At 33.8% G+C, this 17,919-nt stretch carries 13 protein-coding genes; 3 read left to right on the top strand and 10 right to left on the bottom strand.

Annotation, left to right across the window (positions count from 1 at the left end; all coding sequences use genetic code 11):
• The first annotated feature begins 15 nt into the window (after window positions 1-15).
• Window positions 16-1,206, top strand: a complete 1,191-nt coding sequence (cytX, locus tag FC70_RS07560; protein ID WP_112278688.1) for a putative hydroxymethylpyrimidine transporter CytX — start codon at window positions 16-18, stop codon at window positions 1,204-1,206.
• Window positions 1,207-1,299: 93 nt separating this feature from the next.
• Here the strand turns inward: cytX and FC70_RS07555 are convergent, their stop codons facing one another.
• Window positions 1,300-5,202, bottom strand: coding sequence for an MSCRAMM family protein (locus FC70_RS07555; RefSeq protein WP_057890397.1), 3,903 nt, complete (start codon window positions 5,200-5,202; stop codon window positions 1,300-1,302).
• A 431-nt stretch (window positions 5,203-5,633) separates the two neighbouring features.
• Entirely contained in the window at window positions 5,634-6,281 is a 648-nt protein-coding gene (locus tag FC70_RS07550; RefSeq protein ID WP_057890396.1) for a hypothetical protein, read from the bottom strand.
• A 100-nt stretch (window positions 6,282-6,381) separates the two neighbouring features.
• Here FC70_RS07550 and FC70_RS07545 point away from each other — a divergent pair, with 100 nt between their 5' ends.
• Window positions 6,382-6,828 (top strand): nucleoside 2-deoxyribosyltransferase, encoded by a 447-nt coding sequence (locus FC70_RS07545; protein WP_057890395.1) that lies wholly within the window; start codon window positions 6,382-6,384, stop codon window positions 6,826-6,828.
• A 58-nt stretch (window positions 6,829-6,886) separates the two neighbouring features.
• On the opposite strand, the gene FC70_RS07540 is transcribed toward FC70_RS07545, so the two are convergent.
• The 4 genes from FC70_RS07540 to rnz are packed head-to-tail and all read right to left on the bottom strand — an operon-like array spanning window position 6,887 to window position 11,595.
• Complete coding sequence (locus FC70_RS07540; protein WP_057890394.1) at window positions 6,887-7,414, bottom strand: adenine phosphoribosyltransferase; 528 nt, start codon at window positions 7,412-7,414, stop codon at window positions 6,887-6,889.
• Window positions 7,415-7,431: 17 nt separating this feature from the next.
• A complete protein-coding gene (gene recJ, locus FC70_RS07535; protein ID WP_083478682.1) occupies window positions 7,432-9,765 on the bottom strand; it encodes a single-stranded-DNA-specific exonuclease RecJ in 2,334 nt (777 codons plus the stop codon).
• Between the two features lie 56 nt (window positions 9,766-9,821).
• A complete protein-coding gene (locus FC70_RS07530) occupies window positions 9,822-10,643 on the bottom strand; it encodes an SDR family NAD(P)-dependent oxidoreductase (protein WP_057890392.1) in 822 nt (273 codons plus the stop codon).
• A 22-nt stretch (window positions 10,644-10,665) separates the two neighbouring features.
• Window positions 10,666-11,595: a ribonuclease Z gene (rnz, locus tag FC70_RS07525; RefSeq protein WP_057890391.1), complete on the bottom strand. Its 930-nt coding sequence runs from the start codon at window positions 11,593-11,595 to the stop codon at window positions 10,666-10,668.
• A 107-nt stretch (window positions 11,596-11,702) separates the two neighbouring features.
• Between rnz and FC70_RS07520 the strand changes: the two genes are divergently transcribed.
• A complete protein-coding gene (locus FC70_RS07520; RefSeq protein ID WP_057890390.1) occupies window positions 11,703-11,981 on the top strand; it encodes a hypothetical protein in 279 nt (92 codons plus the stop codon).
• Window positions 11,982-11,997: 16 nt separating this feature from the next.
• On the opposite strand, the gene obgE is transcribed toward FC70_RS07520, so the two are convergent.
• The 4 genes from obgE to FC70_RS07500 form a co-directional block, all read right to left on the bottom strand.
• Window positions 11,998-13,299, bottom strand: a complete 1,302-nt coding sequence (gene obgE / locus FC70_RS07515) for a GTPase ObgE (RefSeq protein ID WP_057890389.1) — start codon at window positions 13,297-13,299, stop codon at window positions 11,998-12,000.
• Window positions 13,300-13,364: 65 nt separating this feature from the next.
• Window positions 13,365-15,173, bottom strand: a complete 1,809-nt coding sequence (uvrC, locus tag FC70_RS07510; protein WP_057890388.1) for an excinuclease ABC subunit UvrC — start codon at window positions 15,171-15,173, stop codon at window positions 13,365-13,367.
• 125 nt (window positions 15,174-15,298) lie between these two features.
• Window positions 15,299-17,107, bottom strand: a complete 1,809-nt coding sequence (locus FC70_RS07505; protein ID WP_057890387.1) for an FtsX-like permease family protein — start codon at window positions 17,105-17,107, stop codon at window positions 15,299-15,301.
• Between the two features lie 12 nt (window positions 17,108-17,119).
• Window positions 17,120-17,878: an ABC transporter ATP-binding protein gene (locus tag FC70_RS07500; RefSeq protein WP_057890386.1), complete on the bottom strand. Its 759-nt coding sequence runs from the start codon at window positions 17,876-17,878 to the stop codon at window positions 17,120-17,122.
• Window positions 17,879-17,919 lie beyond the last annotated feature (41 nt).

The following is a 17,919-nucleotide window of genomic DNA, read 5'->3' as shown; positions in this document are numbered from 1 at the left end:
TTGGAGGAGAATTTCTTGGAACAAATTAAATCTAAAGGCTTATTTTTACTTTGGCTGGGTGCTGCAATTTCGATTGCCGAAATTGTCACGGGGACATTGATTGCACCATTAGGCATGTGGCGAGGTTTAGCCGCAATTATTATTGGTCATTTAATTGGCTGTTTCATTTTTTTACTACCAGCCGCCTACATTTCTGCCAAACAGAATCAATCAGCCATTAAAGTAGCCAACATTGCATTTGGTAAAATAGGAATTTTACTATTTTCTTTTTTGAATGCTTTACAATTACTTGGTTGGACGGCAGTTATGATTGTTAATGCGCAATTAGCAGTCAATAGTATCACTAAACAAATTTTCGGCTTCCATTCAATAGTTATCATCTCCATTTTAATTGCTGCTTTAATTGTAATCTGGCTCTTATTTAATCATGATTGGCTGTTTCGTATTAACAATGCCGTTGTTATTTTATTAGCATTCGGATCGTTACTAATTATTGGAATAATTTTTAAAACGGGTAATTTAACCTCTACTTCTTCAATTACCACAATTAGTTTCGGTAGCGCAATTGAGCTAAACGTTACAATGGCCCTCTCTTGGTTACCATTAATTGGTGACTATACTCAAAAATCAAATCGTCCATTTTTTGATAGCTTTATTAGTTCTTGTGGTTATTTCATTGGTAGTTGTGCCATGTTTATAATTGGATTATCGACAGTAATTATCACTGGTGAATCTGATTTTTCAACCGTTTTATCGCATTCTAATTTAGGTATTATTGCCTTATTAATTATCATATTTTCAACTGTAACTACCACTTTTATGGATGCTTACTCAGCTGCTACTAATATTAAAAATATTTTTACATCATTAAAGACTAATCTTACCGCCATTATTATAACTTTGATCGGCCTACTAATTTCAATTTTCATTTCCATGACGTATTATCAAAACTTCTTATATATGATTGGCGCTATCTTTGCCCCACTATTTTCGATTATTTTTGCAACTTTCTTTTTTATAAAACAAAAATTACCAATCTGGATCAGTTTTATTTGGTGGATCATTGGTATTCTGATATATTCATACATTCAAAGATTAGATTTATGGATTGGAACTACACTACCAGTCTTAATTATTATTTGTCTGGGATATTATTTAAATAGCTTGGTATTTATCCGAATTAGCCAAAATAAATCGATTAAATAATTTTACGTTTGCTTCATTTATAATCAAAACAAAAAGCCTTACAAATTAGATATTAAATCTAATTTGTAAGGCTTTTTAACACTAAAATTACTTTTAGCGCTTTTTAGTCCGATATTGATACAAGCATAACGTACCAAATCCAGCTGTTAATAATACAACTAAGAATACGACTGAACCAGCTACAATTTGTTCACCAGTTTGTGGTAATTTAGTTTTATCATTTTTGGGTAATGTAACCGTTGGTTTAACAACAGGTTTTGTTGGAATAACTTTTTCTGGAACTATTGGTTTTTCCGGATCCACGGGTGTTCCAGGATCTACTGAAGTATCTTTTAATTTGTTACTAATTGTTACTGTCGCAATTTGATCCTTAGTTACTGTAACCTCAGTAACTTTATTATCTAACATATATCCAGTTGGTGCTTGTGTTTCAGTTACTTTATAATTACCAGTTGCTATATCATTTACTTTAATTTCCCCATTACTATCAGTAATGGCTTGCTGTGATGTGCCATCTTCACTAACAATATTAAAATGTGCACCTGATAACTTTTTATTTTTATCTTGATGAGCAACCTTAATTAACTTCAAATTACCAGTATCAGGTACTTCTGGAACTATTGGCGTATCTTTCAACTTATTACTAATTGTTAAGGTTGCCGTTTGATTCTTAGTAACCGTAACTTGCTTAGTCGTAGTATCTAAAACATAGCCAATTGGTGCTTGTGTTTCAGTTACTTCATAATTTCCAGCAATTAAATTATCTAAATTAATTTCACCATCATTATTAGTAATTGCCTGCTGTGTTTTACCGTTAGTATCAACGATATTAAAGTGGGCCCCTGCTAATTTATTAGTTTTATCTTGTTCTGCTACCTTAATCAACTTCAAATTACCAGTTGTTGGAGTAACGACTTCACGTTTGTCTAAGAACATAGCTTTAGCAGTTTGATTAGCAGTTACGTTAACTGTTTGTTCAGTTGGATCTAATTGATATCCAGTTGGAGCCTTAGTTTCAACTACTTTATAAGTTCCAGCAGTTAAATCAGCTACATCTAATTCACCAGCTTGATTAGTAACACCAGTTTTAATAGTACCATCAGCACTAGTTAGCTTAAATGCTGCTCCAGCCAAATGTTTAGTGGCATCTGCTGCATCAATTTTACTAATTTGCATTGATCCATTTTCTATAACTGGATCGCCACCAACTGTCCGAATTACAGACTTGTTAGATTCAACTAAGGCCGATTTTAAATCTGCTGTTTTTCCATAAACTGCAAACGTATTATCAGTTTCTAAATCTGTTTTATAATCAATGTTATCTGGTGTATTTACATTCAATTTCACTGACACAGATTTATCATGTAGTAAGGTAGTCCCTTGATCAGCCTGTAAACGAACCATCGTGACTTTACTGAAATCAGTTACTGAATTTGAATTAACCCAGTTAGCTACTTGATTGTCTTCATATTTATCTTTAGGTTTATCAGTTGAATACATCACATGATAACCCGCAGGTACATCTTGTACCGCTTGTTTAAGTCCAACCGAGAATTCAGACCCACGATCCTTACTACTATCAGTGATGAACTTATCACCAACGGTTGGTAGGACATCAATCGCATCAAGATCATTGAAATCTTGATTCATACTGTAATTACTAGTCTTCAATAAATAAGTAAATTCATCACCAGCTTGACTAGCCAACTTACCAGTATCTTCTACCCAATTATCAGAAGTTGATCCTTGTTCTACTAAATTAGTTGCAGTTAACGCTGCACTAGGAATAAATTGGAAATTATTCGTTTCTCCTAAAAAGGCTGTTGGCTTTTCAGTATTATCATATAAATTATGATTATCGATTTTCCAATTAGTATTTGAATAATAATTACTTAAATCAGCAGTTTCAAAGCTTCCCTTACCATTTAACTTAGTTAGATTATAAGAATCCAATCCATTGTTATCAAAAATTAAGTATGCCTCAAATGAATGTCCACCCTTATCCAAAGCATTTGTGTTAGTCAAAGGGATTGTGTAACTTAATTTAGTAATAGTTTCATCACTACTACTCAAATCACCATTCGTAATATCTCCATAAATGGCGGTCTTTCCAGTATTTTTATAATTATATTCAGTTTTTACATTCGTTAATCCTTTTATTTTACTAATATCACCGAGCTTAACTCCGGTATCCACCAAGAAAAACATCTTACCGTTTTTTAAAACCTGATCTTTAGTTTGTAAAGCATCAATATTTCTAACGTTATATTCTGCCGTAGCATTAACTGTCCCACCTGGTAACATATCATCGGTGTCAACAGATGCCCAATCCCCATCTGCATTAGTTACACTAGGAATTTTCTTAGTTAGTGAATATGATGCTTTATCAATAGATGACTTATGATTTGTGTTGTTTGCATAAAAAACAGTCATATTATTTTTAACTTTAGCATTTTGATAATCAGAATTAACAATGTTTTGAACTGCAGATTTTGTCATACTACCTTGCAAACCAACCATCATATTATAACCATCTGTATCAGTTACATGAATCGGATTATCAAATTTTATTGTTACTTTTTTTACTGTCTTTCCTTCTTTATTAAAATACTCACTACCGCTTGAGGCATTAAGATCATCAATCACGAAATCAGTTCCATCTGTATAATCTATCGTGACAGTATTTTTAGCTGCTTCTTTTCTAGTTTCTTCACTAAAATTACCCTTTAACCAAATTTGATTATAAACAGAATAATCTCCTTCATCTTTCGTTGCTTTAGCTTCATCATCACTGGCTAGTTTGGAATAATCAATATCAGATTGGGGTTCATCTACAATAGTATCCACATATTCATTTAGTTTTGAAGTATCGGAACCACCATTACGGAAATTACCTGTTGCATATAAATTGCCAAGCAATTGCAAACTCTTTGTATTAGCAGTTATAGTATCATTTCCAATGATATTACCGTCGTACGCATTAAAAGTCTTATATGCCTCTCCTGGAACATCAATAACTTCCTTTTTTTCCAGTTTAACTGTACCAGATTCACTTGCAATTACATCAGTATCATTTCCAACTACTGTAATCTTACCTTGCAATTTTTCGAATTCGTCTACTTTAGCTCCTACTTTAGCAGTTAGAGGTAACATAATTCTATCCCATGTATGTGTTCCATCAGCATTAGGAGAATTAGTGTAGCTAACTATATTAGTCTTAGCGTCATATTGCCAAATATCACTTGATGGTTGATTGCTATAATCATAAGAATCATCCAGCTTATAATCGTTTGGCAATTGAATACTAATTTTGAATGTTCTCATATCAACTGTACTAGTACCAGTATTACCAGATCCCCATGTATTAACTAATACCTCAGGAACTTCTTTAGTAATTGTATTATCAGTTTCTGAAACTATATCTTCAGGAACCGTTTTTGTAGTATCCATAATATATAAGTCAGGATTAGCAAGTGCGTATTTTAACGTTAAACTTTTACCATTACTAAGAATATTTCCCTGAGAATCATAAGTTTTATCACTAATTGGAAAACTAGAATCATTCGGCATTCCTAACGTATGAACGACGAATGGTACCTTCACATCCGTACCAGTTGCAGGAATATCATTATAATATAGTTTAACTAAATAATTATCAGGGTCACTAGTATTATCAACATCAGCTTTCAAGATATAATTATCACCATTAGTAACATCACTAACCACCGGTGCCTTAAATCGATCCCTAGCCAACTTAATAACAGAATAAGCCCCACTAATTGCAGGATTATCCGCTTTAGTTTCTAGATGTTCATAGATAGTTTTATCACCACCATATGTAACACTATCATCATCCGAATCCTTTAAGATTACTTCTGATGATACATATTCCTCTGGTGCTCCATATGCAATTGCATCAGCTACAATAACACCACTACTGGCTGATACTCCTGCAAGAATCAAGATGGTCATAAACCAAGCTCTTATTTTATTCATTTTTTACTCCTCCAAAAGTAAGTTATTTTTAATAATATTAATCAATCAATTAAACTTTATTATTAAATAACAAATTCCTTGTCAGTATATCATAATTAATACATTGTTTATAGACACATTAATTTAGTAATAATTAACTAATGGCTATTTTGAATAAAAAAATATAGCCAATAAATTTAAATAAATATAAAATTATATTTAAGTACTGTTTCATCAGTCTTTTGATATTTTGTGTTTCATATAATTAAATTTATTTTTTATTTTAAAAAATATTAACTCCTATTAACTACTTTTTAATTTTAGAAAGTAATTAAACATTTAAGATAAATATGTTAATAACATATTTATAACTTTTAAGTTATAATACAATCATAAAAAGGCAACCACTCTTCAGTTAATTATGAAAAGTGATTGTCTTTTATTGTGTAACATTATTGATTAGCAATATCGTACGTCGTTATCCCATCTTTAACTGTAAACATCGCTTCATCACTATCTGGTTGAGTAATTGTTAATGAATAGCCATTACCAGTAATCTTTTTAAGTTGCTTTGAAATTTTAAGAATACTACCAGTTAAATTACTCCATCCTGCATCCTCAGCATTACTTGGATTTTGGATAATATAATTCATACTTTCAACGGTCTTAGATTCAGTCGGTGTAATCAAATATGTTTTAGTTGTTTCATCATATTTCACTGACCCAAAAGTCTTAAAGTTCTTTTTTAGCTGTGCTAAAACATTCTTTTCAGTATTGGCCGTAGTCTGTGCAGTTGTCTGACCGGTCAAGCCTGCCTTACCCGTCGCCGCAATTGAAGATGCATCAGAGCTACTTTGTGTTGTAGCTTTAGAAGATAAGTTTGCCTGTGTTTTCGACTCTGAACTAGCTTGTGAAGCTGCCGTTTGCTCTTGTCCAGTCCACTTTGGCCACATACCCAAAATACCAATCCCAACAATTAAAACACTTAGAACTGTCATAAAAGTTGCCCATGCCCATGTACCATAACGCTGAATTGAATTTAATAGATAAAAAACACTCATTATTAACATTAATCCACCAATAATTACAAAGATAATCATACTAAATTCCCCTTTTTTTGATATTTTTTAAACTCTTAATTGTTTCCTAACCATGATTTCGCTACAATAGAACTATCATAACTTTTAAAGGAGTCCCATCATGAAAAAAATTTATCTTGCAGGACCATTTTTTAGCGATGAACAAATCGATCGCGTATCAAAAGTTGAAGCTGCTCTTCGTGAAAATCCAACTGTTACCGAATTCTTTAGTCCTAGACTATCTGATGAAAATGACGATAACGTCAATGATGGTTCACCAGAGTGGGCAAAAGGCGTTTTTAACCATGATGTCGAAGAAATTGACCATGCTGATGTAATTGTTGCCGTAACTGACTTTATTCATGAAAACGTTGATAGTGGTACCGCCTTTGAAATCGGCTATGCCTATAATTCAAATAAACCACTTATCTTATTACAAGAATTAGATGAAAATCTTAATCTAATGGTTAGTCAAGCTGGCCATTTCTACACTAAGTCAATTGAAGAACTAAAAACTTATAACTTTAGTGAATTACCTGCTAATAAATTTACTGGAAAATCATTTTAATTGATAAAATAAAAGCATTTGCCTTTGCAAATGCTTTTATTTTTTTGTCGTTTTAAATTTATTCACCATCATATTCTAATAACGTTAAGATATCATAATCCTTAATCTTTTCACGACCATTTAAATCATTTAGTTCAATAATAAAAGCTGTTCCTACAACGATTCCGCCTAATTCTTCAACCATTTTAATAGTTGCGGAAATCGTTCCACCAGTAGCTAATAGATCATCAGTTACTAATACTCGTTGACCGGGCTTAATTGCGTCTTTTTGAAGTTGTAATTCTGCCGTCCCATATTCTAAATCATAAGTTGCACTTACTGTTTCATTTGGTAACTTACCCTTTTTACGAGCTGGTGCAAATCCAATTCCAAGTTTATAAGCCACTGGGCATCCAACAATGAATCCACGTGCTTCTGGTCCAACAATCATCTCAACGTTTTTTTCACGCGCATATTCGGCAATTGCGTTTGTTGCTTGTTGGTATGCTTCACCGCTTGCCATCAATGGTGAAATATCACGGAAAATTATTCCGGGTTCTGGATAATCTGGAATACTAGCGATGTAATCTTTTAAGTTTAATGACATTATTTAATTTTTCTCCCTTAATGCTTTTTGACAGCTGAAATAATTAAATTTCTTAAGTCTGTCGAATCACTGTAAATTAATTCTCGTTCTGTTTCCATTTGAATTTTACGTTGCTTAAATCGTTGCGTTTCTTCAAGTACAACAGTTTGCGGATTATCAACCCGATTAAGCAAACCATCTTCTATTTTAACAAAGTCAGCCTCAAAAAACACCTGTATCATGAAAATCAGCCGATCTTGATTAATTTTTAAATAGTCACTCAATAATTTTAGTTGTGATTTTAAATTAACATTCTGATGTGATTGTACAAATTTAAATAGTTCACCAAATTCTTGATGAGTTGGCATTCCACTTAAATAAACACTATGTTTTTCATAAAATAACACACGGATAATCGATGGATCTCCAGCAATTGATAAGAATTTTCCCATGTCAGTAATATCAGCTGGACAATCAACGATTGTTAAAATTTCAATATTAATCGCACTTGTAACTTCATCTGCAAAAATAATTGAATCATCATCCAAATAGTCCTTTAATTGATCTGCTAAATCGTGATTAAAAAATACATACTTGCCTGAATAACCAAATAATTCTTCTGATAAATGACTTGTTCGCTGATCAATCACTTGGATTCCATCAACACTTAAATCTTTTACCATCAATTGAACGCTTCGATTACCACGCCATTCATTCTCATCAAGAGTTCCCACAATTGATACTTTGTCTTTACTGGCCATAAGCTGATCAACCAATGCGCCACGATTAAATGCAACTGCATTAACTTTATTATTTTGTCCCAACATTTCAAACTTTAAGTGAGAATTAGTTTTACCCATCGTCTTAACATTATTAACCGGAATATCTTTAAGCGCTACAACTGGTCTTTCATTATTTTGACCAAATGGCGCTAGTTGTTCAATTTGAGAAAATAATTCTAGATTTAAATCATCTGGTTTAATATCAGCTGTTATTTTAACCGTCTTTTTGTCTCGTTTACCCAAATTAACCTTAGTTGCAGCTACCTCAAGTGCAGCTTGTAATTCTGATAAGTTTTTCTCTGATAATGAGATTCCAACCGCCATCTGATGTCCACCAAATGAAGTTGTAATACTTCTAATTTCATTAATACTAGCAAATAAATCAAAGCCATCGACGCTCCGACCGGATCCTTTTGCTAAATTAGTTTCTGAATCAATATTTAAAACTAAAGTTGGCTTATTCGTACTTTCAACAATTCGACTTGCAACAATCCCTAACACGCCTTCATGCCAATCATGTCCAGCAATTACTAATGTTTGATAATCTTTATTATCATCAGAAGTGGCCATTTCCATTGCTTCTTTAGTAATTTTAGCTACAATTTTTTGCCGTTGTTGATTTAACTTATCTACCATGGATGCAAGTTCTACAGCCCGTTCTTCATCTAACGTCGTTAATAATTCAACACCTAAATTAGCATCATCCATTCGCCCTAGAGCATTTAAACGAGGGGCAATTGCAAAACCAACATTAGTTTCATTTAGTTTTTGTTCATTAACACTTGCTAGCTTAACTAATTCATGTAATCCCGGACGCATTCCCTGTTGCAATGCTTTCAATCCAAAACTAATCAATACTCTATTTTCATCAGTTACTGATACTAAATCAGCAATTTCACCAATGGCCACTAAATCAAGTAACTCACTGGGAAATTCATCCAGTAGTGCCCAAGCAACTTTAAACGCTACTCCAACACCTGATAAATCACCGAAAGGATAATCAGTTCCTGGAAATCTAGGATGAACAATTGCGTATGCCGCTGGTAATTTTTCAGGTATTTCATGATGATCAGTTACAACTACATCCACACCCTGCTGATTAGCAAAATCAATTGCTTCATTACCAGAAACACCATTATCAACTGTCACAATTAATTGTGTTCCAGCTTCAATTAATCTACCAAAGGCTTCCACATTAGGACCATAACCATCAGTAAATCGATTAGGCACATAGAAATTAACATTAGCGCCGACAGTTAACAGTGATTCATACATCACCGAAGTACTAGTTATCCCATCCGCATCATAATCCCCATAAATGGTAATCTGGTCACCAGCTTCAATGGATTGACGAATTCTTTCGACTGCCTTATCAATATCATGTAATGAATCTGGCGCATAAATATCCGTTATCTGTGGATTCAGAAATTTTTCGACTGTCTCAACAGAATCATAACCACGATTAACCAAAATGTTACTAATGGTGGGCGTTAGTTTAAACTTTTTTTGTAATTCTTTAGCACTAGCAGTGTCGACAACTTCCGGCATCTCCCAATTAAACTGCGATTCTAACACTAACATTCCCACCATTCTTATTATTTATGTATTGAAGTCCCCAATGGAACTTCTTCGATTTTTTAATTTTATTATTTATAATCAAAAAACTTTTTAATTGCCCAATCACCCAGTCCTGGTGCAATATGATAACCCAAAATTGCTATATTAAAATACCACGGAATATTAATTTCCCGAACAGGATAACCAATACTACCCCAAATTCGTTTTGCAATCGTAGTTGAATCAAGAACTACCCTTTTAGGTAAATGACTTAAATAATTACCCGAAGGATCAGCTTTATCAAAGAATTTCGTTTCAACTGGTCCTGGATTGACCGTTAATACTTGAATTCCATAATCTGCTACTTCCATCCGTAAAATATTACTAAAACTAATCACGCCTGCCTTAGTAGCCGAATATACACTACTATTAGGTGTCGGAATTTTACCAGCAATTGAACCAATATTAACGATTGCCCCATATCCTTGACTAATCATTTGACGTGATGCTTGACGACTTAAATACATCAAAGCTAATAAGTTAAGTTGAACCATTTTTTGCATACGTTTTTTAGATTCATCAATTAATGGTGACATATCACCAAATCCAGCTGCATTCACTAGAATATCAACACTTCCAACCTCACGGGTAATTTGTGCTAAGACACTATCTACCTGATCGGGATTAGTTAGGTCTGCTGCAAATGAAAATGCTGGTCGACCAGATAAGATTAAACATTTCTTGGCCACATAATTTAGTTTGCGTAGATTTCGTGCCACAACGACCACAATAGCTCCACGTTTTGCGGCCTCATATGCAACTGATTCACCAATTCCACTTGATCCACCCGTAACTAAAACAATCTTATTTTTCAATGAACGCAATGCTTTAAGTTGGTATAAAGTTAACATGATTCATCACCTCAATTTTTATTTAACCTTTAAACGGTATGTCAAAAACATCAAAATCATTTACCACACGTGTATCTTCAAAAATATCTCTTACTTGATAAGCTAATTCATAAGCATCACGACCAATATATCTTGCTGAAATATGGGTTAATAACAACTTATGTGCACCAGCTTTTTTAGCTTCTTCAGCTGCTTGGACACTAGTAGAGTGATAGTGATTTCTCGCCATCTTAGCTTCACCCTTACCATACGTACTTTCATGAACCAACACATCAGCATTTTCACTAAGCTTAATACTAGCATCAATTTTTCGTGAGTCACCTAGAATAGTTACAATTCTACCCTTTTGTGGTTGTCCAATAAAGTCATTTCCATCAAGTATTCTTCCATCTGATAACTCAACTTTTTTACCCGCCTTAAGTTGGCCATAAAGTGGCCCTGACGGAATTCCAGCCTCACGTAATTTATCAACTAACAATTCACCTGGATGATCTTTTTCGGTAATGCGGTACCCAAAACATTCTATTTTATGATCTAGATGATCACATTCAACCTTAAAAGTTGAATCTTCAAAAACTACACCAGGTTCAGAAATTTCAATAAAGTTTAGTGGATAACTTAATTTTGATTCACTTGCTGACAGACAAGTTTTAACGTATTTTTGAATTCCCGTTGGTCCATAAATTGTCAGTGGTTCATCCCCACCTTGAAATGACCGTGAGCTTAACAGACCTTGTAAGCCAAAAATATGATCACCATGTAAATGAGTAATAAAAATTTTTTCAATTTTACGCGGACGAATAGTAGTTCTCAAAATTTGATGTTGGGTGGCTTCCCCGACATCAAATAACCAGATTGCGTTACGTTCTTCTAGTAATCGTAGTGCAATACTTGTCACGTTTCGTTGCTTACTTGGTGACCCTGCACCGGTACCTAAAAATTCAATTTGCATAATTTTTTACAACTTTCTATACACAATTCATTGTGCTAAATCATTTACATCTCTATAATAATTTTATCATAGTTTATTTCAATCAAAAACACTAACCGGAGGAACTTATGCGATTAATTGACTTCAACACTTCAACAGCAGACCTTACAGGCACACACATTGTAAATGTCGAAATAAATCATCAAACCCATCCGGTTAGTGAATTAAATTTAGGACCTAATGGCCAAATTATTTTAATTGAAAATATCAAGTTGAAACCACTCACTTTAAATCAATTTCAAGCAAGGGTTTCCCAATTAAATCCTGATGAACATCTTTATTTTCATAATCTCGATACCCGAATTTTTGGCTATCGCTTAGATAAAAATAATATTTTATTAGGATAATTATAACTTCCTCAGATTATTCAACAAAATCAAATGTAAACTTCCTAATTTGTACGGTATCACCAGTCTCAGCACCCGCAGTTCGTAAAGCATCATCAACACCCATTGAACGTAATTGACGTGCAAAGCGCATAGCACTTTCTTCATGATCCAAATCAGTCATATCAAACAAGCGTTCAATTTTGTTTCCAGTTAATACCCAAATGCCATATTCATCTTGATTAATTTCAAATGGTGCTTCGTCTTCCTCGAACTTATATAATTCAGACACAGTTTCATCCATATTATTTTTCATCAAGAATGATGGTGTTTCATCAAGTAACTTAGCTGTTGCTTTTAATAATTCAGCAACGCCTTGATGTGTTACCGCTGAAATTGAGAATAATACCGGCTTAACAGCTAGTGAATTATCCTCAGCTAATTGTTCTTTAAATACTTCTAAGTTATCAGCTGAGTTGGGTAGATCCATCTTCGTTGCAACCACAATCTGAGGCCGCTTCAATAATTCAGGATCATAACTAGCTAATTCATTATTAATATCTTTAAATCGATTAATAGCTTGTTCTTGATCTTCACTACTCATGTCGACCATGTGTAAAATAACTCGAGTTCGTTCAATATGGCGTAAGAATTGTAATCCAAGTCCAACCCCTTTTGAAGCACCAGCAATTAATCCAGGTAGATCGGCCATTGCAAAATCACGGCCATCATCTAGCTTAACCATTCCTAAATTTGGTACTAATGTTGTAAATTCATATTCCGCAATCTTAGGCTTAGCACCTGTAACGACAGAAAGGAATGTTGATTTACCAACTGATGGAAACCCAACTAATCCAACATCAGCAAGCATTTTTAATTCAAGTTCAATTTCTATTTGTTCACCTGGTTCACCATTTTCAGCGATTTCAGGAGCTGGATTTCTGGGACTGGCAAAACGAATATTACCACGACCACCTCGGCCACCAGCAGCAACGACTAATTCGTCACCTTCATCAATTAAATCACCAATGATTTTACCATTAGAGACGTCTTTAATGGTGGTTCCTTGGGGAACAGAAATGATTGTATCTTCGGCACTACGGCCAGTCATTTGCTTGATCATTCCCTTACCACCGTTATCAGCTTTAAAGATACGATGATAACGAAAATCCATTAAAGTTCTTAGACCTTCATCAACTCGAAGCACAATACTACCGCCTCGGCCACCATCACCACCAGCAGGGCCACCATTTGGAACATACTTTTCGCGACGAAAGGCAACCATACCATCGCCACCCTTACCCGCACGTAATTCAATTTTAATTTGATCTACAAACATTTATTTTCTCCGTTCAACTTTATCATAAGCTACTAGTATAGGCGACTTTCGGTCGATAGTCAAAGTTAATCATGACTACTACCTTTTGCAATTTCAGCATTCTTCTGCAATGAGACTTTAATTAACTGAGCAGTGTTTTGTGGAATTCCCAATGCACGCAAATCTTCAATTGAAGCTGACGCAATTTTACTAATTGAACCCATTTCTTTTAACAATTTATTACGTGTTCGAGGACCTACCCCAGCAATTTCGTCTAATCGAGAACTCAACGAGTGTTTATTATGAACCTTACGATGAAAAGTAATTGCAAAGCGATGAACTTCATCTTGAATTCGTTGAACTAAATAAAAGCCCTGACTTTTCGGATTTAGATTAATATGTTCATCATTTCCACCAAATAATAGATCAGCCGTTTTATGATGATTGTTCTTCACCATCCCCACTACTGGAATATCCAAGCCTAACTCATTTTCCAATACGTCCTTAGCCGCATTCATTTGAATTTCTCCACCATCCATAAAAATCATGTCTGGCATGTTTTCATGTTCTTTTAATAAGCGTGTATAACGACGGCGAATAACTTCACGTGTACTTGCTGCTTCATCTGCATGGTCAACAGTTTCTAACTTATATTTACGATATAAATTTTTATTTGGATGACCATCAACAAATACAACTAATGCTGACACTAAGTCTGATCCTTGAATATGTGAATGATCAAACGCCTCAATTTTATGTCCTAATGGCAAATTAAGAGCATCAGCTATTTCTTGCATTGCTCCAACAGACTTCCGCTCATCTAGTTCCAGTAATCTAAACTTTTCTTCTAAAACCAATCGAGCATTTTTTTCAGCCAACTCTAATAATTCACGCTTTTCACCTCGTTGCGGTGTTCTAACCGGAATGCCTAAGATATCACTAATTTCTTCTGTTTGAATTCCTTTTGGTACCAAAATTTCTTTAGGTAACACGTTATTTTTCCGATTATAGAATTGCATAATAAACGTGGACATTTCTTCTGCTGCCGTATCCACAATGGGAAATAATCGTTTTTCACGTTTCATTAATCGCGTTTGGCGAATAAAGAAAACTTGTATCGATAACCAACCTTTGTCTAAATAAAAATTAAATAGATCACGTGGGGTCTTATCATTTGAAATAATTTTCTGTTTTTCAACTGTCACTTCAATATAATGTAGCTGATCACGCAAATCACCAGCTCGCTCATATTCCATTGACTCAGCAGCTTGTTTCATTTCCACATTTAACTTTTGTTTTACTTTGGCTGTGTTCCCACTTAAGAATGATTTAATATGTTTGATTTGATTATCATATCGTTCGGTTGGTACTGTTTGAAAACAAGCCCCTAAGCATTGACCCATATGATAATACAAACACGGACGTCCTTGAAATCCATTGCATCTTCGCAATGGATAAACCTTTTGAATAAAGTGAATCGTCTCTTCTGCGGCATACACATTTGGATATGGGCCGAAATAATATGCCCCATCTTTTTTCACTTCACCAGTAATCTTAATCTCTGGATCACGTTCTTTCGTAATCTTGATATATGGATAACCAGTCCCTCGTTTTAGTCGAATATTATAATATGGCTGATGTTTTTGAATTAAGGTAATTTCTAATAAAAACGACTCTTTATTGGTTGAAGTCACAATCGTTTCAAAATCAACAATTTCGCTAACTAACTTCGCGGTTTTGCCTTCATGCGCACTTTTAAAATATGAACGGACTCGACTACGTAAGTTTTTTGCCTTTCCAACATAAATAATCTGACTGTTTACATTTTTCATCATGTAACAACCAGGTTCTGCAGGTAATAATGTTAATTTATGTTCCAAATATTCACTGGCCACGTGTTCGACCTCCGTTTCAAATAGCTCGCTTTATTATAGGCTATTAGCGATTTTTTAGCAAAAATACGGTTTCTTTTATCCTCAAAAAAAGAGCAAAAAGGTTTTAACCTTTTGCTCTTTGAAAATTAGTCATTCATAACAATTTTTTCATATAACCAAACCGTAATTAGATAATAAATTAGATAGATAATAATAAACGCAATAAACGGCAGCATAATCCCCGCATATGGATCAATTAACAGAATTTTGAAAAATTGTAATCCGAATAAAACATGTACAATCCCTAAAGCAGCTGGTAAACCAAATAATACTGCTAACTCACTTCGAATTGAATTTTTTAATAATGATTGTCGTACGCCCATTCGTTTAAGCATCCGATAACGACCCTTATCATAATCTGCTCCTGCCAAAATTTTAAACATTAACGTACTTGCCAGCATTGCTAAGAACGCTAGGCCGAGGAAGTAACCCATAAAAGCTAATCCTCCAAGCAGTCCCATATTTTGCTCATACATATCATATTTACTACTACCATAAAGATCACTCTTTGGGAATAATTTATTTTCATGCATTTGAATTTGCTTAGCTTGTTTCAAATTGGTTTGAAAATCTTTTAATTTAAAGGTAGTAAAAGTCTGTGGCTTACCGCTTAATTGACTAAAGCTTGTTTTCGTAACAAAATTTATTTTTGTATTTTCATAATCAGTAACTCCATTAATTAAATCAATCAAGGCATATGAGTATTCAGTCTCATTTTTACTCATCGATTTGGGTGTAATTTTTTCGTATTTATTATCACTAATCAGTCCTCGACTATCCCGTTTTGGATATAAGATTGGGTTATCGTTAAACTCAGTATTAATAAAATAAACTTCATTACCCGCCACTTTATAAGTGTACGTTACTTGCTCTTTGACACCAGTTAATTTACTAGTTAATTTTTTAGTTTGTGTATCTTGACTATGAGTTACGACATCATACGTAACCCCTTTATCAGCAATTTCTGGGATTTCATTTTTAAACCCCATTCCAACCGTGATTGCCCCTAATGCTAATGCAAATAAAATTGAAACCGTCGAAAGAATCATTGTATATGAATGAATTCTAAAATTTATTTGTGACAACGTAAAATTACGCAAATTTTTATTTGCAAAGTTAAGGTTACGTTTGAGTAAATTGATAATTACAACCACAACTGCATTAAATAATAAATAACTTCCGATTACAATTGCCACTAAGGCGATTGGTAGGGCCGATAATTTCAAATCTTTAATTGATGCCATTGCCCAATATCCCACCGCTAAAGAGCCAATTCCAATAATAGTTTGCAAAATTTGTATACTAAACTTAGTTTTATTTCGATTTGGTATTTGATTAGAATGTAATAGCTCTAAAATTGGCTTTTTACTCATTTTAATTGCATTTACTAGTGAAGCAATTAAAAATACAATCATAAAGAAAGCTAACGTATCCACAATCGCTGGAAAGTAAAATGCACTGAAGTTTTTAGATGAAACGCCGAGCATATTAATCAAAGCATTCCCAACCCCTGCAGTTAAACCAACTCCAGCGATAATTCCAACTGCAGTAGCGGTAATTCCAATGGTGATCGTCTCAATAAAAATTAATTGACTAATTTTTGATCCTTTTGCCCCTAACATCATAAATGTGGCATAGTCACGCTTACGCATTGAAAGTAAAAATGAATTGGCATATGACACATAAACAAACGTAATAATCATTAGTAGAACCGCCCCAAACATAAACACAATCTTAGCATTTGAGCCGGCAGCATTATTCGTAATAAATGATTTATTTGTTGCTAATGCCATAAACATATAAAAAATAGCACTACTGATAATTAAGCCAGAAAATAACACGATATAATCTCGTAATCGATTTTTGATTCCCGATAAAGCTAATTTGTTTAACATTAGACTCTCCTCCTAATCTTGGAAAGTGCCAAGTTCAACAAGAATTTCTTGATAGAAATCTTGTTGACTCTTATCGCCACGTGTAAGTTCAGTTCCAATTTGACCATCTTTTATGAATAAAATTCGTTTTGCATAACTTGCAGAATATGGATCATGAGTTACCAATAAAATTGATACTTGCTGTTGCTCATTTAACTTACGCATTGTATCTAATAGTTCCGTTGCACTTTGTGAATCTAATGCACCAGTTGGTTCATCACCAAATAATACTGACGGATTGTGGACTAATGCGCGTGCTGCAGCAATTCGCTGTTTTTGACCACCACTAACTTCGGTTGGATAAGAATCTAAAATGGATTCGATTCCCAAAGTTTTCGCAATTGATTCAACTTTAGGTGCAATTTCTTTCGGTGAAACATTTTGCAATGATAATGGTAATGCGATATTTTCACGGGCGGTTAAACTTTCAAGTAGATTAAAATCTTGAAAAATAAACCCAATTTCACTTGAACGAAAATCAGCTAATTGATTACCCTTCAACTCAGTCACATCATTACCATTAATTTTTACAGAACCACTAGTTGGTTTATCAAGAGTACTTAAAATATTAAGTAATGTTGTTTTACCCGAACCGCTGGCACCCATAATTCCAACAAATTCACCAGACTCAACCTCAAAGCTAACTCCTTTAAGAGCTTGATACTGTTTCTGATTTTTCTTACCATATGTTTTAGTTACTTCATTTATTTCGACAACTTTTTTTGCATTCATTTTTTTACCTCCACTTATTCAACCAATTAATTTATAAATCC

The sequence above is a fragment of the Paucilactobacillus oligofermentans DSM 15707 = LMG 22743 genome (assembly GCF_001434315.1).
Lineage (GTDB): Bacteria > Bacillota > Bacilli > Lactobacillales > Lactobacillaceae > Paucilactobacillus > Paucilactobacillus oligofermentans.
This window is presented reverse-complemented; position numbering and strand designations above follow the sequence as displayed.